This window comes from Enterobacter quasimori (assembly GCF_018597345.1).
GTDB lineage: Bacteria > Pseudomonadota > Gammaproteobacteria > Enterobacterales > Enterobacteriaceae > Enterobacter > Enterobacter mori.
Genome location: NZ_JAHEVU010000005.1, coordinates 65,987 through 86,661 on the forward strand (window position 1 = coordinate 65,987; position 20,675 = coordinate 86,661).

16 protein-coding genes and 4 tRNA genes are annotated in these 20,675 nt (G+C 55.0%); 2 read left to right on the forward strand and 18 right to left on the reverse strand.

Annotated elements, in window-relative coordinates; all coding sequences use genetic code 11:
- Nucleotides 1–483: 483 nt before the first annotated feature.
- The 17 genes from KK102_RS18375 to trxA all read right to left on the reverse strand — a co-directional run bounded on the left by KK102_RS18375 (nucleotide 484) and on the right by trxA (nucleotide 15,638).
- A tRNA-Pro gene (locus KK102_RS18375) sits at nucleotides 484–560 on the reverse strand.
- Nucleotides 561–605: 45 nt separating this feature from the next.
- Nucleotides 606–691 (reverse strand) — tRNA-Leu (locus tag KK102_RS18380).
- A gap of 22 nt (nucleotides 692–713) precedes the next feature.
- Nucleotides 714–789 (reverse strand) — tRNA-His (locus tag KK102_RS18385).
- A gap of 64 nt (nucleotides 790–853) precedes the next feature.
- Nucleotides 854–930 (reverse strand) — tRNA-Arg (locus KK102_RS18390).
- A gap of 102 nt (nucleotides 931–1,032) precedes the next feature.
- Entirely contained in the window at nucleotides 1,033–2,418 is a 1,386-nt protein-coding gene (gene thrP, locus KK102_RS18395; protein ID WP_126545685.1) for a bifunctional threonine/serine APC transporter ThrP, read from the reverse strand.
- Nucleotides 2,419–2,614: 196 nt separating this feature from the next.
- Nucleotides 2,615–3,355 (reverse strand): lipopolysaccharide N-acetylmannosaminouronosyltransferase, encoded by a 741-nt coding sequence (gene wecG, locus KK102_RS18400; protein ID WP_216358174.1) that lies wholly within the window; start codon nucleotides 3,353–3,355, stop codon nucleotides 2,615–2,617.
- Between the two features lie 12 nt (nucleotides 3,356–3,367).
- Nucleotides 3,368–4,720 (reverse strand): ECA oligosaccharide polymerase, encoded by a 1,353-nt coding sequence (gene wzyE / locus KK102_RS18405; protein ID WP_089598259.1) that lies wholly within the window; start codon nucleotides 4,718–4,720, stop codon nucleotides 3,368–3,370.
- Nucleotides 4,717–5,796: a TDP-N-acetylfucosamine:lipid II N-acetylfucosaminyltransferase gene (locus tag KK102_RS18410; RefSeq protein WP_126545687.1), complete on the reverse strand. Its 1,080-nt coding sequence runs from the start codon at nucleotides 5,794–5,796 to the stop codon at nucleotides 4,717–4,719. The genes wzyE and KK102_RS18410 overlap by 4 nt, the downstream gene beginning before the upstream one ends.
- Nucleotides 5,793–7,043: a lipid III flippase WzxE gene (wzxE, locus tag KK102_RS18415; protein ID WP_126545688.1), complete on the reverse strand. Its 1,251-nt coding sequence runs from the start codon at nucleotides 7,041–7,043 to the stop codon at nucleotides 5,793–5,795. Before wzxE ends, KK102_RS18410 begins: the two co-directional genes overlap by 4 nt.
- Nucleotide 7,044: 1 nt before the next feature.
- Entirely contained in the window at nucleotides 7,045–8,175 is a 1,131-nt protein-coding gene (gene rffA / locus KK102_RS18420; RefSeq protein ID WP_126545807.1) for a dTDP-4-amino-4,6-dideoxygalactose transaminase, read from the reverse strand.
- 4 nt (nucleotides 8,176–8,179) lie between these two features.
- Nucleotides 8,180–8,857 (reverse strand): dTDP-4-amino-4,6-dideoxy-D-galactose acyltransferase, encoded by a 678-nt coding sequence (gene rffC / locus KK102_RS18425; RefSeq protein WP_216358175.1) that lies wholly within the window; start codon nucleotides 8,855–8,857, stop codon nucleotides 8,180–8,182.
- Entirely contained in the window at nucleotides 8,854–10,116 is a 1,263-nt protein-coding gene (gene wecC / locus KK102_RS18430; RefSeq protein ID WP_216358176.1) for a UDP-N-acetyl-D-mannosamine dehydrogenase, read from the reverse strand. The genes rffC and wecC overlap by 4 nt, the downstream gene beginning before the upstream one ends.
- The gene (gene wecB / locus KK102_RS18435; protein WP_216358177.1) at nucleotides 10,113–11,243 is read right to left on the reverse strand and encodes a non-hydrolyzing UDP-N-acetylglucosamine 2-epimerase; all 1,131 of its coding nucleotides are present in this window, start codon (nucleotides 11,241–11,243) and stop codon (nucleotides 10,113–10,115) included. Before wecB ends, wecC begins: the two co-directional genes overlap by 4 nt.
- 56 nt (nucleotides 11,244–11,299) lie before the next feature.
- Complete coding sequence (gene wzzE / locus KK102_RS18440; RefSeq protein WP_126545692.1) at nucleotides 11,300–12,346, reverse strand: ECA polysaccharide chain length modulation protein; 1,047 nt, start codon at nucleotides 12,344–12,346, stop codon at nucleotides 11,300–11,302.
- A 13-nt stretch (nucleotides 12,347–12,359) separates the two neighbouring features.
- Nucleotides 12,360–13,463, reverse strand: coding sequence for a UDP-N-acetylglucosamine--undecaprenyl-phosphate N-acetylglucosaminephosphotransferase (wecA, locus tag KK102_RS18445; protein WP_089598263.1), 1,104 nt, complete (start codon nucleotides 13,461–13,463; stop codon nucleotides 12,360–12,362).
- A gap of 244 nt (nucleotides 13,464–13,707) precedes the next feature.
- Entirely contained in the window at nucleotides 13,708–14,967 is a 1,260-nt protein-coding gene (gene rho / locus KK102_RS18450) for a transcription termination factor Rho (RefSeq protein ID WP_001054528.1), read from the reverse strand.
- Between the two features lie 341 nt (nucleotides 14,968–15,308).
- Nucleotides 15,309–15,638, reverse strand: coding sequence for a thioredoxin TrxA (trxA, locus tag KK102_RS18455; RefSeq protein WP_004386384.1), 330 nt, complete (start codon nucleotides 15,636–15,638; stop codon nucleotides 15,309–15,311).
- Nucleotides 15,639–15,782: 144 nt separating this feature from the next.
- Between trxA and rhlB the strand changes: the two genes are divergently transcribed.
- A complete protein-coding gene (rhlB, locus tag KK102_RS18460; RefSeq protein ID WP_010426359.1) occupies nucleotides 15,783–17,051 on the forward strand; it encodes an ATP-dependent RNA helicase RhlB in 1,269 nt (422 codons plus the stop codon).
- Between the two features lie 6 nt (nucleotides 17,052–17,057).
- Nucleotides 17,058–18,542 carry a guanosine-5'-triphosphate,3'-diphosphate diphosphatase gene (gene gppA, locus KK102_RS18465; protein WP_126545693.1) on the forward strand — a complete coding sequence of 495 codons (1,485 nt, stop codon included), beginning with the start codon at nucleotides 17,058–17,060 and terminating at the stop codon, nucleotides 18,540–18,542.
- Between the two features lie 51 nt (nucleotides 18,543–18,593).
- Here gppA and rep read toward each other — a convergent pair whose 3' ends face one another.
- On the reverse strand, nucleotides 18,594–20,618 hold the full coding sequence (rep, locus tag KK102_RS18470; protein ID WP_126545694.1) for a DNA helicase Rep: 2,025 nt from the start codon (nucleotides 20,616–20,618) through the stop codon (nucleotides 18,594–18,596).
- Nucleotides 20,619–20,675 lie beyond the last annotated feature (57 nt).

The following is a 20,675-nucleotide window of genomic DNA, read 5'->3' on the forward strand; positions in this document are numbered from 1 at the left end:
AAAAGCAGGCGTTAAAACAGGTCTGTAAGACAACATATTTGGTGCTTCACTCAACGTTGTGTCCATGGTGTTTGATGAGGCCGAAGCGACATCTGTCAGTGGACGATAAGCACCGTAAACGGCTCTGCGTCATTCCTGAGTTTATGAGGCACTAAGGCGAACATAAGAGATGGAATGAGCATCTACGCGTATATTATTGCACGTTACATGCCAGATTTACACGCAGAACTTTTACACGGCGCAACATTCTAAGATAAAAGGAAATTCTGCTGTTAAGAACCGCCTGAAGCCCGATAATGTACCGATAAGAGAGTCAACGTGTCGTCGGCAAGAGACAATAAAGCCGCCGGAATATTAAATTATTTATTTTCAACGTATTGCGTGTCGCCAAATCGCGACAGTAGAGAAGCGTGCTGTTGGGGAATAACGACAGAGATTAAAACCGCAGAAAACAAAAAACCCCGCCGAAGCGGGGTTCAAAATTGGTCGGCGAGAGAGGATTCGAACCTCCGACCCACTGGTCCCAAACCAGTTGCGCTACCAAGCTGCGCTACTCGCCGATGTACTGCTTTTTGAATTTTTAGTTCAATTCATTTAAAAAGTCGTGGTGCGAGGGGGGGGACTCGAACCCCCACATCCAAAGGACACTAACACCTGAAGCTAGCGCGTCTACCAATTCCGCCACCTTCGCAATTCACAACTCTTTCAAATAATGGGGTGGCTAATGGGATTCGAACCCACGACAACTGGAATCACAATCCAGGGCTCTACCAACTGAGCTATAGCCACCACTGTATTCTTTCACGCGGTACTGACTACTTCTCAGACCACCGCAGCTCCAGCACCGGGTTAATGGTGCGCCCGACAGGATTCGAACCTGAGACCTCTGCCTCCGGAGGGCAGCGCTCTATCCAGCTGAGCTACGGGCGCTTAGCGCCGTTGCGGGGCTGGATATTACGTACCTCCGTCCCCGCTGTCTAGTGCTTTTTTGAAAAAAATGCGCGTTTGGTTATGGTTTGCACATTTTGCCGCTTATTCCTCCACTTTCTGCGTGGTGGCGCGGCGACCCAGGCCAAAAAGCTTATATGCCGCTGTGACGGCAGCCAGGAAGATCATCCCGACAAACAGCGACATGCGGGTATCTTCATTAAAGTACATCCCGATTAATACGCAAATCAGGAACGCCATCGTCAAATAGTTCGCGTACGGGAACAAAATAGAGCGGAACGGATGGCTTTCAATCGCTTTTTTATGTGCATGACGGAAACGCAGCTGGCTGATGAGGATAACAAACCACGGCACCATGCCCGGCAGCACGCTGGCGCTATAAACGTAAACGAACACGCGCTGCGGATTTGGGATGATGTAATTCAGGCAAGAGCCAATCAGCAGGATCGCAATGGAGACCGCCACACCCGCCACCGGCACCCCGGCACGTGAGACTTTACTCATCGCCGCAGGCAGCTGGTTGTTCTTCGAGAGCGCATAGAGCATGCGGCCGCAGCTGTACATCCCGCTGTTACAGCCTGACAACGCTGCCGTCAGGACCACAAAGTTGATGATACCCGCCGCCGCCGTGATACCAATTTTGGCGAAGGTTAAAACAAACGGGCTGCCGGTGGTGCCGATTTCGTTCCACGGGAAGATGGTCACGATAACGAAAATTGCGCCTACATAGAAAATCAGGATACGCCACAGCACTTTGCCCACCGCGCTACGCAGCGTGACCTGCGGGTTTTTCGCTTCACCGGCGGTAATACCGATCAGCTCCACGCCCTGATAGGAGGCGACAACAATACAGAGCGCCGTCAGGAAGCCCTTCCAGCCGCCCGCGAAGAAGCCACCGTTCTCGGTCAGGTTGCCGAAACCAATCGCGTGCCCGCCGTTGCCGAAGCCAAAGAAAATAACCCCGAGCCCCACGACAATCATCACGATAATGGTGGTGACTTTGATCATCGCAAACCAGAACTCGATCTCACCGTAGAGCCGCACGGCAGCCAGGTTAGCCAGCGCCACCAGCCCCACAGCAATGAGCGCAGGTATCCACTGGACCATATCCGGGAACCAGAACTGCACGTAGACCCCTATCGCCGTGATTTCCGAGATGCCCACGGCCATCCACATAAACCAGTACGACCAGGCCGTAAGGTAGCCAAAGAACGGGCTCATATAGCGGTGCGCGTAAACGGCGAAAGAGCCGGTTACCGGCTCCAGGAAGAGCATTTCGCCCATTGAACGCATGATGAAGAAAACGAATAGCCCGGCGATAATGTACGCCAGTAATACGGAAGGACCCGCCCATTTAAGCGTACTTGCCGAGCCCATGAACAGGCCAACGCCGATAGTGCCGCCCAGCGCTATCAATTCAATGTGTCGAGCTTCCAGCCCACGCTGTAGCTCCGGTTTTTTCTCTGCCATAAATCCTCGGTTGTGTCTGCTGTTTACCGGCTTAAGCCGGTTATTGTTTTTTAGGGGAACTAAAATACGGTGCGAATGGTTTCTTAAATTCTGCTAAATGGCAAACGATGCATTAAAAAAATGAATGCATTGCACAGATTAGCAGCAGTTTTGCAGGGGAGTTGCAGCGCGAACAGCATATCGCGCTACATTTTGATTACATTTTACCGGTGTAGTGCCAGGCGAGATAGCGCAGCAGACGAATCTGTCGTTTGATACGCGTCGGTTGTGATAACAGACGATACAGCCACTCCAGGCCGAGGTTTTGCCAGACTTTCGGCGCGCGCTTAACGTGGCCGGTAAAGACGTCGTAGGTGCCACCAACGCCCATGTACAGGGCATCCGGGCAGACCAGACGGCAATCGCGCATCAGGATCTCCTGACGCGGCGAGCCCATCGCCACGGTAACAATTTTCGCCCCGCTGTCGCGCACGCGTTCAAACAGCGCCTGCCGATCTTCAGGTTTAAAATAGCCGTCCTGGCTACCCACAATGTTAACATTCCACTGGCTACGCAGCTTCTGCTCCGTCTGGGCCAGCACCTCCGGCTTACCGCCGATCAGGAAAACCGGCGTGCCTTCTGTTCCCGCGCGCGCCATGAGCTGTTCCCAGAGGTCAGCCCCCGCCACGCGTGAAACATTAGCGCCAGGATACTTTTTGCGGATAGAGCGCACGACGCTGATGCCGTCTGCGTACTTGAATTCGGCGGCGGTAATCAGGTCTTTCACTTCCGCGTTATCTTCAACCGCAAGAATTTTTTCCGCATTGATGGCCACCAGCGTGCCCGATTTCATCTGCCCGTCCGAGAACAGAAAATCCAGCGCGTGTTGCATATCACGCCAGCCAATAAGTTGTAGACCGCGCAGCGCATAGCGCGGCGCAGAAGTTGTGTCAGTCATTACACTCCCTACTCAGACTTGCGACAGCGTTGTGCTGCCCTGATGCTCGCGTCGGTGAACAAGCCCTGCGCTGTCAAACAGCCAGTACAAGAGTTTTGCCAGCACCAGACACACACCGAAAACGACCATGAAGAACACCACGCGCGAGACGAACGAATCCAGCCCCTCGCGGGCCAGAACAATCATATTGAAAATGGCACCAAAGCAGAAACTGTGCAAAATAGCCGCCTTGTAGCGGTTGGTCTCTTCGTTACCGAGCGTGTAAAGCCAGTCAAACCATTTAATGATCAGCCCAACCGCAATCGCGCCCGGCAGGATAAACCACGCGCCGCCCATCACGACCAGCGAGCCAATCAGCGTTGGCGAGATCGCCAGGCCGGAATGGTTGTTCAGCACTTCCCAGGTAAAGTAGTTCGCCGTATTGAGCACCACGCCCGGACGGTCCGGCCACAGCCAGGTCGGGATAAAGACGTAGAAGTCGCGGGCAATCGGCGCTAATCCCTGGAAGTCGATCTTGTCGTAGTTTTGCAGCAGCAACGCCAGGTTTTCCCACGGCGAGAAGGTGTCGCGCGTGAGGTAGAGGAAGGTGTAAAACGCTTCGTCACCGGCAACGTTTAACCCATAGCGCTTCAGCGCCAGCCAGAACATTCCAACAATGCCAAATACGCCTGCTGCCGCCAGCATCCACAGGGAGATCCACCCGCGAATGATGCCGATAAACAGGAAGATGGCGAAGGCGATAATAATGTTGGCGCGCGTTCCACCCACAATCATGTAGGTCAGAATGCCGAAGGCGACGGTGCTGACGAGGAAAAACAGCCACGCCTTGCTGTCCTGACGCAGGAAAAAGACCACCAGCATCGCCGGAATGAAGAAGTAGAAGAAACGCTTGAGCGCCACGCCTGACACTTCAGCAGAGAAAATCTGGCTGTAGGACTGGAGCTTAAACAGCAGGAAGCCGTTATGCATGAAGAAGATGCCCACGCTGACCAGCGCGATGGTCATCAGCATCACCCACGTAAGGTGCGTCTCCACCCGGTTCATGGTGAAAATCGGTCGCCGTGGCGCGGACGCTGTCGCTGAGCGCAGGCGCGTTTTATAGGTGACGTAGTACACAGCATAGAAGCAGGTTGCGGAGAGCAGCGCCTGCAGCAAAATTTCCGGCGGGGCAACGGCCACATCAAAACGGAAAACCAGAATACTGGTCAGCGGGAAGCCGAAGTAAAAGGTCAGCAAAAACAGCAGCGAGAAGAAGACGTTGAAGTTAAAGCGCACGCGACGGAACTCAAACCAGGTGAGCGTGGCGATAAACAGCGTGCTCAGCAGCCAAACCACCAACAAGCCGCTAAATTGCAACTGGCTCATGCGTTGTCTCCTGCAGCGATACGCAGCGCGCGGTGCCACGGCGTGAGGTAGTTCGGGCTAAAGAAGTCGATGCTATTTTTATCCACCAGCGCCAGCTGACGCTGCGCCTCCCGCACGATATCGACGTCCAGCGTGTCCGAGGTAAACAATACCGGAATATGCTGCTCGGTCATATCCTGCCAGAACGGGTTTTCGCGGTTCAGCACGCACGGAACGCCTGCCTGGATAAGCAGACATAAGGTACCAATCCCCTGCTGGCGGGCAAAGATAAAATAACCCAGGTCGCACTGTCTCAGGAGCGCAAGATAGTCATCAAATTCCAGCTTATCCTGCAGAATATTCACATGATCTGCGCTGAATAACGCCAGCGCCTGCTGACGGACCTCAGCGATGTAGGCGTCGTTATTCGCCGGGTAGCCCATTGGCACTACCACGTTCACCGTATCGCCAAACTGCTGATGCACCGCCCGGAGCGCCGCAACATGTTCGTTACTGCGATCCCCGGAGTTACCCACCAGAATCGTCAGTTTACCCTCGCGCACCGTGTCGTTCGCCATATTGTTCAGCGCCGGGTTCATGCGGGTGGGGAAATAGAGCAGCTCACCGCGCACGTTCGGATGCCGTGCAGCAAAGTAGTTAAGATCGCCACGGGTAGCGAACACGCAGCCCACGCGCCCCTGGGCCATACGGCGCAGCGGATAGAAAAGGCGGAACTTCCAGCCGCGCGACACTTCATAGAGATCGGCGCCCCAGATATGCCAGCTACACTGGGAAGGCTTTATCCCGCCGCTCAGCAGAGCCAGCCACAGGCCCGTATTGAACTGTCCATGGAAGAAAAAGCGTTGTTCACGAGAGGCTTTGGCCTTCGCGATGACCGCTTTCGCCAGCGCGGCTTTATCGGGCCAGAAGGTGATGTTAAGCGCCGGACACGCCGCGCCCAGGCCATTGTCCTGACCTGCAACCATAAACTCGCGCGCATCAGGATTACCCGACGCCAGCTCATCGTTGAAGAACCGCAGTACGGTCTGGTTATGGTGTGGGATGTCCGATCCCAGGATGTGAATCAGTGCAGTCATGCGCGTTTACGCCAAAGTAAAAATACGCCGCAACAGGCAGCGAAATAAACGATATAAGTTGCCATATAGGCCTGAGCGGCCCCCAGCGCGCCGTGCGAAGGGATCAGCCAGTGAGAGAACGCCGTCAACAGCGCAAACTGGCTAATCTCCGCCAGGATATACAACCGCAGCGAGGCTTTCGCAATCACCAGATAACCGAAAACGTAAGCGCCGACTTTCAACACATCGCCGACCAGCTGCCAGGCAAAGAGATCGCGCATGGCGGTGAACTTCGCCGAGAACAGCAGCCAGATGGCGACATCGCGTAATAACCAGACGGTAAAGCTGGCGGCCGCCACGGCAGGGAGCACAAAGCGCAATGAGCGGAAAATCTCGCGGGTAATATCCTTTTTTACGGTCAGCCGCGATAAGGTTGGCAGCAAATAGACGCTAAAGGAAGCCGTTATAAATTGGAGGTAGGCATCGGAGATGCTGCTCACGCCCTGCCAAATCCCGACTTCATCCCAACTGTAATGCGCAGCCAGCAGGTTTCGCATCATGACGTAGGCCACCGGAAGCGTCACCGAGGTGATGAGCGCCATCAGGGTAAATTTGCCTAACTGCCCCGCCAGCATCTTGTCCCACTGCGGTTTCAGGTAACGTAGCGGGATGACCCCTCTGCGCATCAGCATAAACGCCGCCGGAACGACAACCAGAGCAGGCACCAGCGCCAGCCCCAGCAGCGCGCCCTCATAGCCACCCAGGCGATAGCAGAAGTAATAGGCAATCACACCGATGACGCTTCCCAGGATCAGCGCCAGCGCATTGCCCGCCGCATCACGGAAGCCCTTCATCAGTGCCAGCAGCAGGTTGGCCCAGGCAATCCCCATCTGAACCAGCGCGACCAGGCGAACCAGCCCCTGATACTGCGTGTGACCAAACAGTCCCTGGCTAATCGGTGCCGCCGCCAGTAAAAACACAACGGCCAGCAGCGTGGAAAATCCCAGGACCATGGCCGAAGACGTTCCCACGACCGTGCGCAGTTTTTCCGCATCATCATGATGCTGAGCCACGTATTTGGTGACGCCGTTAAATATTCCCGCCCCGGCCAACACGCCGAGAACCGTGATCAGCTGGCGGAAATTACCCGCCAGCCCGACGCCCGACGGGCCGAATGAGACAGCCAGCAATTTGACGACCAGCAATCCGGCACCAATTTTTACAAGCGTGGACGCAGCCGTCCACACCGATGCTTTTGCCAGAGACATATCAGCCGAAGTAACTCAGAAGGGTATTGATCACCGTGCGTTGGTTAACGGGCGCGAGGTTGTAGAACAGAGGCAGGCGGAGCAAACGCTCGCTCTCTTTGGTGGTGTAACGGTCTTCGCCCGCGAATACGCCAAACGCTTCTCCAGCCGGGCTGGAGTGCAGCGGGATGTAGTGGAATACCGCCAGAATTTCGGCCTCTTTCAGCCAGGCAATCAGGCTGCTGCGATCGTCGTTATCGCGCAGCTTGATGTAGAACATATGGGCGTTGTGAACGCAGTCTGCCGGGATCGTCGGCAGTTCAATACGTCCGGCTTTCGCCAGCGGCTCCAGCGCGTCGTAGTAGGTTTGCCACAGGGACAGGCGCTGCAGATTAATACGCTCCGCCGCCTCCAGCTGCGCCCAAAGATATGCGGCCTGCAGATCGGCCATCAGGTAGCTTGAGCCGATATCGCGCCAGGTGTACTTGTCGACCTGACCACGGAAGAACTGGCTGCGGTTAGTGCCTTTTTCGCGGATCACCTCGGCACGCTCCACCAGCGCTCGATCGTTAATCAGCGTCGCCCCACCCTCACCGCCTGCGGTGTAGTTTTTGGTCTCGTGGAAGCTAAAGCAGCCGATGTGGCCGATCGTGCCCAGCGCGCGCCCTTTGTAGGTGGACATCACGCCCTGCGCGGCGTCTTCCACAACGAACAGGCTGTGCTTTTTGGCGATCGCCATAATCGTGTCCATTTCGCACGCCACGCCCGCATAGTGAACCGGGACAATCGCGCGCGTTTTGTCGGTGATCGCCGCTTCAATCAGCGTTTCGTCGATGTTCATGGTATCCGGACGGATATCCACAAAGACAATTTTCGCCCCGCGCAGGACAAACGCGTTCGCCGTAGAGACAAAGGTGTAGCTCGGCATGATCACTTCATCGCCGGGCTGGATGTCCAGCAGCAGTGCGGCCATCTCCAGGGAGGCCGTACAGGATGGCGTGAGCAGCACTTTGGCGCTGTGAAAACGCTGCTCCATCCACTGCTGGCAGCGACGGGTAAAACCGCCGTCGCCGCAAAGTTTGCCGCTGCCCATGGCAGACTGCATATAGTCGAGTTCTGTTCCCACGACGGGTGGTGCGTTAAATGGAATCATCATGTCACCTGTATAACCAGTAAGCGGTGGCGTCGACGTTGGCCCCACTCGCAATATAACGTTTAAGCGCGGCGGTGTTGCCCATCTGGGTCGCCACCCGCAGCGTTGATAACTGTGCCTGCTCAGCCCAGTGCAGCGCGGCCTGCATGAGTTTCTCACCCATGCCGCGCCCGGCGAGTAAGCCGATACGCGCGTCCAGCTCATTCACCTTACGCAGGGAAACAAAGCCCTGAATCTGTCCATCCACCGCGCGGAAAACCAGACACACGTGGTCGAACGTGCCTTTTACCGCATTTTCAATCCACTGAGCATAAAAACGGCCGCTGTCTTCAGGCTTATACCAGGGAGCACGAAAGCGGCTTTGTGCAAAGGCCTGCGCCGCCATCTGGCGCAGCGCGGGAATGTCCTGCTCTGCTGCAATTTCTGCGCCTGCCGACGCGTGGCGGGAAACCGTTAAGGAGAGATCAACCTCGCCTTCGACCAGCTGAAAGCCATGCTGCTGCAGCGCATCCAGCAGGTCGGCACGGCCCGCCGGGATCTTCGCCTGCACGCGCGACCAGGCCGCAAAGTCGGACGCCTGCAAAGCAGGCGCATCTTCACGCAGCCGAACAATCGCCGAAGGCCGGGAAAAAAAAGTGCTTTCCCACTCAAGGGGTTCCAGCACGCCGTTGAGTTGACTCAACGCCACACGCCTTTGGTATCAACCACGTACTTCTGGGACACGGTCTTACCGGGGATCGCTTTGAACGCTTTGTGATCCACCAGCAGCACCAGTACATCCGCCGTCGCCAGCGCATCGTGTAGCGCGGTCAGCGTACAATGGCCCGCCAGCTTCGCCGGCAGCTCATGGATATTCGGCTCAACCACCAGCGTTTCACCGCTGTGCCAGCCTGCGATCATCTCAGCAATTTCCATCGCCGGGCTTTCGCGCAAATCGTCAATGTTCGGTTTAAAGGCCAGGCCAAAGCAGGCAATTTTCAGCTCGCTGGCGCGCTTGCCGCTTTCAGCCAGACAATCCGCCACCGTCGCTTTTACCTGATTGAGTACCCAGTGAGGTTTGCTGTCGTTGACTTCACGCGCGGTGCGGATCAGGCGCGCCTGATCGGGGTTTTGCGCCACGATAAACCAGGGATCGACGGCGATGCAGTGACCGCCCACGCCCGGACCCGGCTGGAGAATGTTGACGCGTGGATGGCGATTCGCAAGGCTAATCAGCTCCCAGACGTTAATCCCCTGATCGGCACAAATCAGTGACAGTTCGTTCGCAAAGGCGATATTAACGTCGCGGAAGCTGTTTTCGGTCAGTTTGCACATCTCGGCGGTGCGGGAGTTGGTCACCACGCATTCGCCTTCAAGGAAAATCTTATACAATTCGCTGGCACGCGCGGAACATGCCGGCGTCATGCCGCCAATCACGCGGTCGTTTTTAATCAGCTCGACCATGACCTGGCCCGGCAGCACACGCTCAGGGCAGTAGGCAATATTAATATCGGTCTGCTCACCCGCCTGCTGTGGGAAGGTTAAATCTGGACGGGCTTCTGCCAGCCACTGGGCCATCTGCTCGGTAGCGCCCACCGGAGACGTGGACTCGAGGATCACCAGCGCCCCTTTTTTCAATACAGGCGCGATTGATTTTGCTGCCGCCTCGACGTAAACCATGTCGGGCTCATGATCGCCTTTAAATGGCGTCGGAACGGCAATCAGAAAGGCATCGGCGTCGACCGGCGTGGTGCTGGCGCGCAGGAATCCCCCGTCGACGGCCTTTTTCACCACGAGATCGAGATCGGGTTCCACAATATGAATTTCGCCATGGTTAATGGTGTCCACCGCGCGCGCATTGATATCGACGCCTACAACCTGCTTTTGACGAGAGGCAAAGGCCGCCGCAGTAGGCAGTCCAATGTAGCCAAGACCCACGACAGAGATGGTAGTAAAACTCATAGCGTTACCCGATTATGTTTAAGTGCATGCAAAATACGACCACAAGACTGCCCATCACCATACGGGTTATGGGCGCGGCTCATCGCCTGATACTCTTCTTCATCGTGCAGCAGGCGCGTCACCTCGTCGACGATGCGGCGCATATCCGTACCGACCAGACGTACCGTGCCCGCTTTTACCGCTTCCGGGCGCTCGGTGGTTTCACGCATGACCAGTACCGGTTTGCCGAGAGACGGCGCTTCTTCCTGAATCCCACCGGAATCGGTGAGGATCAGCCAGGCGTGGTTCATCAGCCAGACGAATGGCATGTAGTCCTGCGGTTCGATCAGAAAGACATTATCCACATGCCCCAGAATACGGTTCACCGGCTCGCTGACGTTAGGATTGAGGTGTACCGGATAGACAATCTGCACATCTTCATTCTGCGCGGCAATCTCAGCCAGCGCGTGGCAGATTTGCTCAAAGCCGCGACCAAAACTTTCGCGACGGTGGCCCGTTACCAGGATCGTTTTCTTGCCGTTATGCAGGAAAGGATAGCGTGCAGCGAGTTCTGCCTGCAGATCGGCGTTTGCCAGCACGCGGTCGCGTACCCAGATCAGCGCATCGATAACCGTATTCCCGGTGACAAAGATCTTATTGTCGGCAATATTTTCCCGCAGCAGGTTCTGGCGTGAGTTTTCAGTTGGCGCAAAGTGGTACATCGCCAGATGTCCGGTGAGCGTGCGGTTGGCTTCTTCCGGCCAGGGGGAGTAAAGATTGCCCGTGCGCAGGCCCGCTTCAACATGACCAACGGGAATGCGCTGATAGAACGCGGCCAGACTGGTCGCCACGGTGGTCGTGGTATCACCATGCACCAGCACCACATCAGGTTTGAAGGATTCCAGAATAGGCTTCAATTCTTGCAGAATACGGCAGGTGATCTCCGTCAACCCCTGCCCCGGTTTCATAATATTGAGATCGTAATCCGGGACGATAGAAAAGAGAGTTAAGACCTGATCGAGCATCTCCCGGTGCTGGGCAGTCACGCATACTTTCGCTTCAATATCAGGATCTCTGGCCAGCGCATGAACCAGAGGCGCCATCTTGATGGCCTCCGGCCTGGTGCCAAATACGGTTAGTACTTTCACATCGATTCTCTTCGATTAGGCGATGAAGGCCGTAGCCTTCATCGTAGACGGCGTTCTTAATTTGTGCGGCGACGCATTAATGCTACGCCAGCGCCAGTCAGTGCGCCCACAATCCCCCACATGATCATCAGGAATGCGCGTCGCGGACTATCGCGTTTTACAGGTTCTTCAGGCGTTCTCAAATAACGATACGTCTGAAAACGGGGGTCCATCGTTGGACCGACGTTCAGGGTGTTAAGCATGGCGCGGTTTTGGTCGTAATCGAGGTCAAAATCAGGGCCAACGGCCTGGAGATTTTCCAGTCGCGCCTGGAGCATTGGACGACCAAGGAGGAACATTTCGGAATCAGGCAGTTCATCAGCCGGGACATCCGTTTCGCTGCGAGAGATATTATGCTGCTCCGCAATTTTGAGCGCCTGCTCAATATTGTGGACACGGCGGGCAAAAATGGCTTTCGCCACCTCTTCCTGACGTTTCACCTGCGCCTTCATCTGAATCGTTCGCGCAGCCCAGGCGCCTTTCAGTTCATCATTGAGATGGCTTGCCGCACGCTGGCTGGCAAAGGCCACATACTGACGCAGCAGGTTATTCGCATCCGGCGCCGTTTCGGCAATCAGCTTCACGCTGTCGCTGACATTGCGCAGCGCATCGCCCGGCATAAACTGGATATTGTTGATGAGATCGTCCAACAGCGCGGCGTCGACTTTTGTGTTATCAACCCGACGCTGCTTGAAGTAATCGGTCTGCGACCAAAAATCGCGACGCGTATCCCAGGAGGCCAGTTGCATCACAAACTCTTTGTAGGCCTCATCCATAACGGAAATCTGATCCGGCGTGGCGAGATTCGCTTTAATATCCAGGTTACGCAGGAACTGCTGCTGGGAATAGAAGCCGCCGAGCATATTAACCGTTGGTCTGTCGGTAATCGCCGTCGCGCTCCACTCTTGTTTTGCAAAGAATGTGTAGGCCAGCGCTAACAGAGCGAACCCCAACGCGATCCCCGCTATCCAGAATTTGCCCCGCCATAACACGCGAAACAAACCACGAATATCCAGCTCATTCTCAGTTACCACTGATTTCGCTCCCGCCAACGGTTGAGTCATCATAGTCCCGGTTTTACTTAGTTAATGTTGTGTTTTTGCCACTGTTCCGACGCATCCTGCGTTTTAAACGTTTAATGAATCTTGCGACTTTCCATGCGCGTTTGATGCAGTAACCGTACATAAAGAATGCTAGCAAGAATAATACCAACATTACCCATTCAGGGATGAAATGAGCATATTCCGCGGCTACGCCAATTCCGGCGAGGATAGCCGCTGCGAGGGTGATCAGGACAAAAGCCTGACGGGACGTGAACCCGGCGCGCATGATCAGATGGTGGATGTGCTGACGGTCAGGAGAGAATGGACTCATCCCTTTACGCAGACGGCGATACATAATCGCCACCATGTCCATCAGCGGGATAGCAATAATCCACAGCGCCGTTACCGGGCTAATCGGATGCGTTTTACCTTGTGTGGTTTCCAGCAGGACCCAGATAACGGTAAAGCCAATCAAGGTACTTCCCGCATCACCCATGAAGACTTTATAGCGACGCCCCAACACACCGAGGTTGAGGAAGATATAGGGCAGGATGGCGGCAATCATGGCGAAGCACCACATTGACAGGCTGTACTGGCCATCAAACCACAAAATAATACCGATCGCGGCAAACGAGACGGAGGACAACCCGCCGAGCAGGCCGTCAATACCATCGACCATGTTGAAAGCGTTAATCGCCGCCCATACGGCAAACAGCGTCAGGAAGAAACCAAACGGCCCTAGCACCAGCTCCCACGGGCCAAAAACATAACCCAGACTTCTCAGGTACAGGCCGCCGACCACCATCATGATGACGCCAATGGCCGCCTGTACGGTCGCGCGAAACTTCACACTGATATCAAATCGGTCATCAAGCGCCCCGACTAACACGAGGACACCCGCACATGCCAGGTAGAGCGCAGCATGCGGAATATAGTAATCCGCGATCGCAAACGTGAAACAGATACCTGCGTAAACCGAAATCCCCCCCACCAGCGGGATTAGTCCCTGATGGCGCTTACGGAAATTCGGCTTGTCCACTAACCCGATTCTTTTTGCTACCTTGCGCGCAATGAACAAAAAACAGGTTGTGAATAAAAAAATACTGATCAGCTCAGTTACTGCAGTGAGTAGATTCACAATGGATTGCTCTCAACAAAAGTTAGTCCCGGAAGTATAACCATGAAGCACCCTGCCTCTGAAGGAATAAAAGGTGGCCTCTCACAACTCCCTTTGTATATTTTTCAATCAATTATTTCTTTGACTGTTTAAACCTGCTTATTGTCGCACCGACAGGTCGAAAATGGGAGTCTGTGGTAATAGCGTATAGTCCATAAATGAAAAACGCCACGTAAAAACGTGGCGTTCACTGGGATAATTTACGTTACGAGCGTTTCATCATGTCGAAGAAATCGTCGTTGGTTTTGGTCATCGCCAGTTTGTTGATGAGGAACTCCATTGCGTCGATTTCACCCATTGGATGGATGATTTTGCGCAGGATCCACATTTTCTGCAGCTCTTCCTGAGTGGTGAGCAGCTCTTCCTTACGGGTACCGGAACGGTTGTAGTCGATAGCCGGGAAGACGCGTTTTTCAGCGATCTTACGAGAGAGGTGCAGTTCCATGTTGCCTGTACCTTTAAACTCTTCGTAGATAACTTCGTCCATTTTGGAGCCGGTATCAATCAGCGCGGTCGCAATGATGGTCAGGCTGCCGCCCTCTTCCACGTTACGTGCCGCACCGAAGAAGCGCTTCGGACGATGCAGGGCGTTGGCATCCACACCACCGGTCAATACTTTACCGGAAGCTGGCACCACGGTGTTGTACGCACGCGCCAGACGGGTGATGGAGTCGAGCAGGATGATCACGTCTTTCTTGTGCTCAACCAGGCGTTTCGCCTTCTCGATAACCATTTCGGCAACCTGAACGTGGCGAGATGCTGGCTCGTCGAAGGTAGAAGCAACCACTTCACCTTTAACCAGACGCTGCATCTCGGTCACTTCTTCCGGACGTTCGTCAATCAGCAGTACCATCAGCACGCAGTCTGGGTGGTTGTAGGCAATGCTCTGCGCGATGTTCTGCAGCAGCATGGTTTTACCCGCTTTTGGCGGTGCCACAATCAGGCCACGCTGACCACGACCAATAGGTGATGCCAGATCCAGAACGCGAGCGGTTAAGTCTTCGGTAGAACCGTTACCACGCTCCATGCGCAGGCGAGAGTTCGCGTGCAGCGGCGTTAAGTTCTCAAAGAGGATCTTATTGCGCGAGTTTTCCGGTTTGTCGTAGTTAACTTCGTTAACTTTCAACAACGCAAAGTAGCGTTCACCCTCTTTTGGAGGACGAATCTTACCTGAAATGGTGTCACCAGTGCGGAGGTTGAAACGGCGGATTTGGCTAGGGGATACGTAGATGTCGTCAGGGCCGGCGAGGTAGGAGCTGTCTGCAGAGCGGAGGAAACCAAATCCGTCTTGCAATATCTCCAGCACACCGTCGCCAAAGATATCTTCGCCACTCTTAGCATGCTGCTTCAGGATGGCGAAAATGATGTCCTGCTTGCGCATACGAGCCTGGTTTTCCAGCCCCATATTTTCGCCGAGAGTGATCAGCTCAGAAACCGGCGTATTCTTTAATTCGGTAAGATTCATAATGGTGTGGGTTCTTAAACTCGGGGTGATTCTCGAACTTAATGTTGTGAATGGTATGGCAGGGTCATCCATGCCTGTTTAGCGGCCATCAACTCATGTCTGTTCGCTGTCTGGTCACAGGGAAAGAACGCAGAACTGAAACGACAAGACGGATTGAGTGACAAGCCCGGAATCTAGCAACTTCACGCACTGTTCATGTTAACAACGGGAAGTATCGGGTAAAACAAGATTCAAACAACAAGATATGTTTAAAACGAAGTCATAGCTAACTTAGCACGACTAAAGCCGGGCGTCCAGAGATCCACACAATTTAGGCGCTCAGGACGCTCAGCCGAGAAACCTTACGCCAGATTAGCGTCGAGGAACTCTTTCAGTTGACCTTTGGACAGTGCGCCCACTTTGGTCGCCGCCACTTCACCGTTTTTGAACAGCAGCAGGGTCGGGATGCCACGGATACCGTATTTTGGTGCGGTGCCCGGGTTCTGGTCGATGTTCAGCTTGGCAACGGTCAGTTTGCCCTGATATTCGTCAGCGATTTCATCCAGAATCGGGGCGATCATTTTGCAAGGACCACACCATTCAGCCCAGAAATCGACGAGGGTTAGCCCGTCAGCCTTAAGCACGTCCGTGTCAAAACTGTCGTCAGTCAGGTGAATAATTTTATCGCTCATATATAACTCCACAGGAATAAGCCTGGTACGTTGGTTTTGTCTCCACCAACGACGTGTTGATGTCGCATTAACCAACTAAAGGTTGACTTTATTTCACCGGATACGCTTTCGTAAAGCAATAGTAAGCTGATATTCTACCACACTATGAGCAAAACACATTTAACAGAACAGAAGTTTTCCGACTTCGCCCTGCACCCAAAAGTGATCGAAGCCCTTGAAAATAAAGGGTTTCATAACTGCACGCCCATTCAGGCTCTCGCCCTGCCGCTCACGCTGGCCGGTCGCGATGTTGCAGGGCAGGCGCAAACCGGTACTGGCAAAACGATGGCGTTCTTAACGTCAACGTTTCATTATTTACTGTCTCATCCAGCGATTGCAGACCGCAAAGTTAACCAACCGCGCGCGCTTATTATGGCTCCGACGCGAGAACTGGCGGTACAGATCCACGCAGACGCTGAACCCCTGGCGCAGGCTACTGGCCTGAAGCTTGGTCTGGCCTATGGCGGCGACGGCTACGATAAGCAGTTGAAAGTGCTGGAAAGCGGTGTGGATATCCTGATCGGTACCACTGGCCGTCTTATCGACTACGCCAAACAGAACCATATCAACCTCGGTGCCATCCAGGTTGTCGTGCTGGATGAAGCCGACCGTATGTACGATCTGGGCTTCATTAAAGACATTCGCTGGCTGTTCCGCCGCATGCCTGCTGCGAATCAGCGTCTGAACATGCTGTTCTCTGCAACCCTTTCTTACCGCGTTCGCGAGCTGGCGTTCGAACAAATGAACAACGCCGAGTATGTGGAAGTGGAGCCCGAGCAGAAAACAGGTCACCGCATTAAAGAAGAGCTCTTCTATCCTTCGAATGAAGAGAAAATGCGTCTGCTGCAAACGCTGATCGAAGAAGAGTGGCCCGATCGCGCCATCATCTTTGCGAACACCAAACACCGCTGTGAAGATATCTGGGGCCATCTGGCTGCCGACGGCCACCGTGTTGGTCTGCTGACCGGCGACGTCGCACAGAAAAAACGCCTGCGTATTCTTGAAGAATTTACCCGTGGCGATCTCGATATTCTGGTCGCAACCGACGTTGCCGCTCGTGGTCTGCACATCCCAGCCGTGACGCACGTTTTTAACTATGATCTGCCAGATGACTGCGAAGACTATGTACACCGTATCGGTCGTACCGGTCGTGCGGGCGCAAGCGGTCACTCTATTAGCCTTGCGTGTGAAGAGTATGCGCTGAATCTTCCAGCCATTGAGACCTACATCGGTCACTCTATTCCGCAGAGCAAATACAACCCGGAAGCGCTGTTAAGCGAACTGCCGCCGCCGAAGCGTCTTACTCGCCCACGCTCCGGCAATGGTCCGCGTCGTTCCGGTGGCGCACCGCGTAATCGTCGTCGTTCAGGTTAAGAAATTATGCTCAGCTCCACCTCGCTATATGCGGCAATTGATCTCGGTTCGAATAGTTTTCATATGCTGGTTGTGCGCGAGGTGGCGGGAAGCATACAGACGCTGACGCGCATTAAGCGCAAGGTCCGCCTGGCGGCGGGCCTGAGCAGCGACAATCATCTCTCCCCCGAAGCCATGGAACGTGGCTGGCAGTGTCTGCGCCTCTTTGCTGAGCGCCTGCAGGACATACCCCATACCCAAATCCGCGTTGTCGCTACCGCGACGCTTCGCCTGGCGGTTAATGCCGTGGATTTTATTGCCAAAGCGCAGGAAATTCTCGGCTGCCCGGTGCAGGTCATCAGCGGTGAAGAAGAAGCGCGTCTGATCTATCAGGGCGTGGCGCACACCACCGGGGGTGACGATCGCCGTCTGGTGGTGGATATTGGCGGAGCGAGTACCGAACTGGTCACCGGCACGGGCGCCCAGGCGACGTCGCTGTTCAGCCTGTCGATGGGCTGCGTGACCTGGCTTGAGCGCTACTTTACCGACCGCAATCTCGCGCAAGAGAACTTTGACGAGGCTGAAAACGCCGCGCGCGAGGTGCTGCGTCCTGTCATGGACGAATTGCGCTACCACGGCTGGAAAGTGTGCGTTGGCGCGTCCGGAACCGTACAGGCGTTGCAGGAAATCATGATGGCGCAGGGGATGGACGAGCGGATCACGCTTGCCAAACTCCAGCAGCTGAAGCAACGCGCTATTCAGTGTGGTCGGCTGGAAGAGCTGGAAATTGAAGGCCTGACGCTTGAGCGTGCGTTGGTTTTCCCAAGCGGCCTGGCCATTCTGATCGCTATTTTCACCGAACTTAACATCCAGTGCATGACTCTGGCAGGCGGCGCGCTGCGCGAAGGTCTGGTCTACGGAATGCTGCATCTGTCAGTTGATCTGGACATCCGCAGCCGTACGCTGCGTAACGTCCAGCGCCGCTTCATTGTGGATACCGAGCAGGCGCAACGAGTGGGGCAGCTGGCGTCGGTCTTTGCGGATCAGGTCAAACAGCGTTGGGATATCGAACCATTAAGCCGCGATTTGCTGCTAAGTGCATGTGCGCTGCATGAAATTGGCCTGAGCGTTGAGTACAAGCAAGCGCCGCTGCATGCCGCCTGGCTGGTGCGTAATCTCGATTTGCCGGGCTATACCCCTGCGCAGAAAAAATTGCTCGCTACCCTGCTGCTAAATCAGACCAATGCCGTGGATCTCTCTTCACTCCACCAGCAAAACGCTGTGCCGCCGCGCGTGGCCGAGCATCTGTGCCGTTTACTTCGTCTGGCGATTTTGTTTGCTAGCCGTCGCCGCGACGATCTGCTCCCGGCGATTACGCTGGTGGCAGACGATGAAAAGCTCACGCTGACGCTACCGGAAAATTGGCTTGATAATCACCCACTTGGGGCTGAGCTGATCGAGCAGGAGTGCCAGTGGCAGAGCTACGTGCACTGGGCGCTTGAGGTAAAGTAAGTCGCTGAACAATGCCGGGCGGCGGCTTCGCCTTACCCGGCCTACTCATCATTATCCCTTCTCTTTGGCTTTTGCCAGCATGGCGCGAATATTCGCCACGTTAGCCTGCCCCTTGTGCATGCGCTCTTCCGCGGTAATGACTTTGCGCTCCTGCTCCCAGATGAGGTCGTCCTGAGGTAGCTCCAGCAGGAAACGGCTCGGCTCAGGGCGCACCAGTTCACCGTACTGTCTGCGCTCTTTACACAGGGTAAAAATCAGCTCTTTCTGCGCGCGGGTGATCCCCACGTAGGCCAGTCGACGCTCTTCATCGACGTTATCTTCATCAATGCTGCTCTGGTGCGGCAGTAAGCCCTCTTCCATACCGACCAGATAGACATACGGGAATTCGAGTCCTTTAGACGCATGCAGGGTCATCAACTGCACCTGGTCGGCCTCTTCCTCACTCTCACCGCGCTCCATCATATCGCGCAGCGTAAAGCGAGTGACTACCTGGGTCAGCGTCATCGGCTCGTCAATTTCCGAGCCTTCCAGCATTTCGGTCATCCAGCTAAAGAGCTGGTTGACGTTTTTCATCCGCATCTCGGCCGCTTTCGGGCTGGCAGAGGTTTCGTACAGCCAGGATTCGTAGTCGATACCGTGGATCAGATCGCGCACGGCAGCCACAGGCTCACGCTCTGCCAGCCGCTGTACCTCACCAAGCCAGTGGGTGAAGCGGGTTAAGTTGTCATATCCGCGCCCCGTCAGCGTCTGGCTTAGCCCCATATCAAAGCTGGCGGTAAACAGGCTTTTATTGCGGGTCATCGCCCACTCGCCCAGCTTTTGCAGCGTCGCCGGGCCGATCTCGCGTTTTGGCGTATTCACAATGCGCAGGAAGGCACTGTCATCATCCGGGTTGGTCAGCACGCGCAGATAGGCCAGCAGATCTTTGATCTCCGGGCGCGAGAAGAATGAGGTTCCCCCCGAAATTTTGTAAGGAATGCGGTTCTGCATCAGCATCTTTTCAAAGACGCGCGACTGGTGATTACCGCGATAGAGGATCGCGTAATCCTTGTACTCCGTTTTATTAACGAAGTGGTGGGCAATCAGCTCACCGGTGACGCGTTCGGCTTCGTGCTCTTCATTGTTGGCGCTGAGCACTTTCAGCTCTGTACCGTAGCCCAGCTCGGAGAACAGACGCTTCTCAAACACGTGTGGGTTATTGGCGATCAGGATGTTCGCCGCTTTCAGGATGCGGCCGGACGAACGGTAGTTCTGCTCCAGCTTAATCACCTGCAATGCCGGGAAATCTTTGCTCAGCAGCACCAGGTTTTGCGGACGCGCGCCGCGCCAGGAGTAGATCGACTGGTCGTCGTCGCCTACCACGGTGAAACGCGCGCGTTGCCCCACCAGCAATTTCACCAGCTCGTACTGGCTGGTATTGGTGTCCTGATATTCATCCACCAGCAGGTAGCGGATCTTGTTCTGCCAGCGCTCTCGCACCTCTTCATTACGCTGCAACAGCAACGTCGGCAGCAGGATCAGGTCGTCGAAATCCAGCACGTTACACGCTTTCATGTGCGCGTCGTACAGACCATAGCAGTGAGCGAAGATACGATCCCGTTCCCCTTTCGCGCTGGCTGCCGCCTGGGCTGGCGTCATCAGATCGTTTTTCCAGTTGGAGATCGTCGAGATCAGCTGTTGCAGCAGGACTTTGTCATCTTCAATCAGCCCTTCCGTCAGCTCTTTAAGCAGCGCCACCTGGTCAGTATCATCAAAAAGCGAGAAGTTGGACTTCATCCCCAGCGCCGCGTATTCGCGTTTAATAATATCCAGCCCCAGCGTGTGGAAGGTAGAGATCATCAGCCCGCGCGCCTCTTTACGGCCCAGCGTCTGCCCCACACGCTCTTTCATCTCGCGCGCCGCTTTGTTGGTAAACGTTACGGCAGCGATGTGCCGCGCCTGATACCCGCATCCACGGATCAGGTGGGCGATTTTATTGGTGATGACTCGCGTTTTGCCCGATCCCGCACCCGCCAGCACCAGGCAGGGTCCGGTGACGAATTCGACGGCTTGTTGTTGTCCGGGGTTTAAACGCATAAAAGATCACTCAATGAAAGTCGGGAGAGGAGGAAAAACGCGTGGTAGTATACCGAG

Coding starts and splice junctions, on each gene's coding strand:
- trxA (WP_004386384.1), bottom strand. CDS start 15,638: ATGAGCGATAAAATTATTCACCTGACTGACGACAGTTTTGACACGGAC.
- wzzE (WP_126545692.1), bottom strand. CDS start 12,346: ATGACTCAACCGTTGGCGGGAGCGAAATCAGTGGTAACTGAGAATGAG.
- gppA (WP_126545693.1), top strand. CDS start 17,058: ATGCTCAGCTCCACCTCGCTATATGCGGCAATTGATCTCGGTTCGAAT.
- rho (WP_001054528.1), bottom strand. CDS start 14,967: ATGAATCTTACCGAATTAAAGAATACGCCGGTTTCTGAGCTGATCACT.
- KK102_RS18410 (WP_126545687.1), bottom strand. CDS start 5,796: ATGACTGCACTGATTCACATCCTGGGATCGGACATCCCACACCATAAC.
- wzxE (WP_126545688.1), bottom strand. CDS start 7,043: ATGTCTCTGGCAAAAGCATCGGTGTGGACGGCTGCGTCCACGCTTGTA.
- wecC (WP_216358176.1), bottom strand. CDS start 10,116: ATGAGTTTTACTACCATCTCTGTCGTGGGTCTTGGCTACATTGGACTG.
- rep (WP_126545694.1), bottom strand. CDS start 20,618: ATGCGTTTAAACCCCGGACAACAACAAGCCGTCGAATTCGTCACCGGA.
- wecG (WP_216358174.1), bottom strand. CDS start 3,355: ATGACTGACACAACTTCTGCGCCGCGCTATGCGCTGCGCGGTCTACAA.
- rhlB (WP_010426359.1), top strand. CDS start 15,783: ATGAGCAAAACACATTTAACAGAACAGAAGTTTTCCGACTTCGCCCTG.
- rffA (WP_126545807.1), bottom strand. CDS start 8,175: ATGATTCCATTTAACGCACCACCCGTCGTGGGAACAGAACTCGACTAT.
- wzyE (WP_089598259.1), bottom strand. CDS start 4,720: ATGAGCCAGTTGCAATTTAGCGGCTTGTTGGTGGTTTGGCTGCTGAGC.
- thrP (WP_126545685.1), bottom strand. CDS start 2,418: ATGGCAGAGAAAAAACCGGAGCTACAGCGTGGGCTGGAAGCTCGACAC.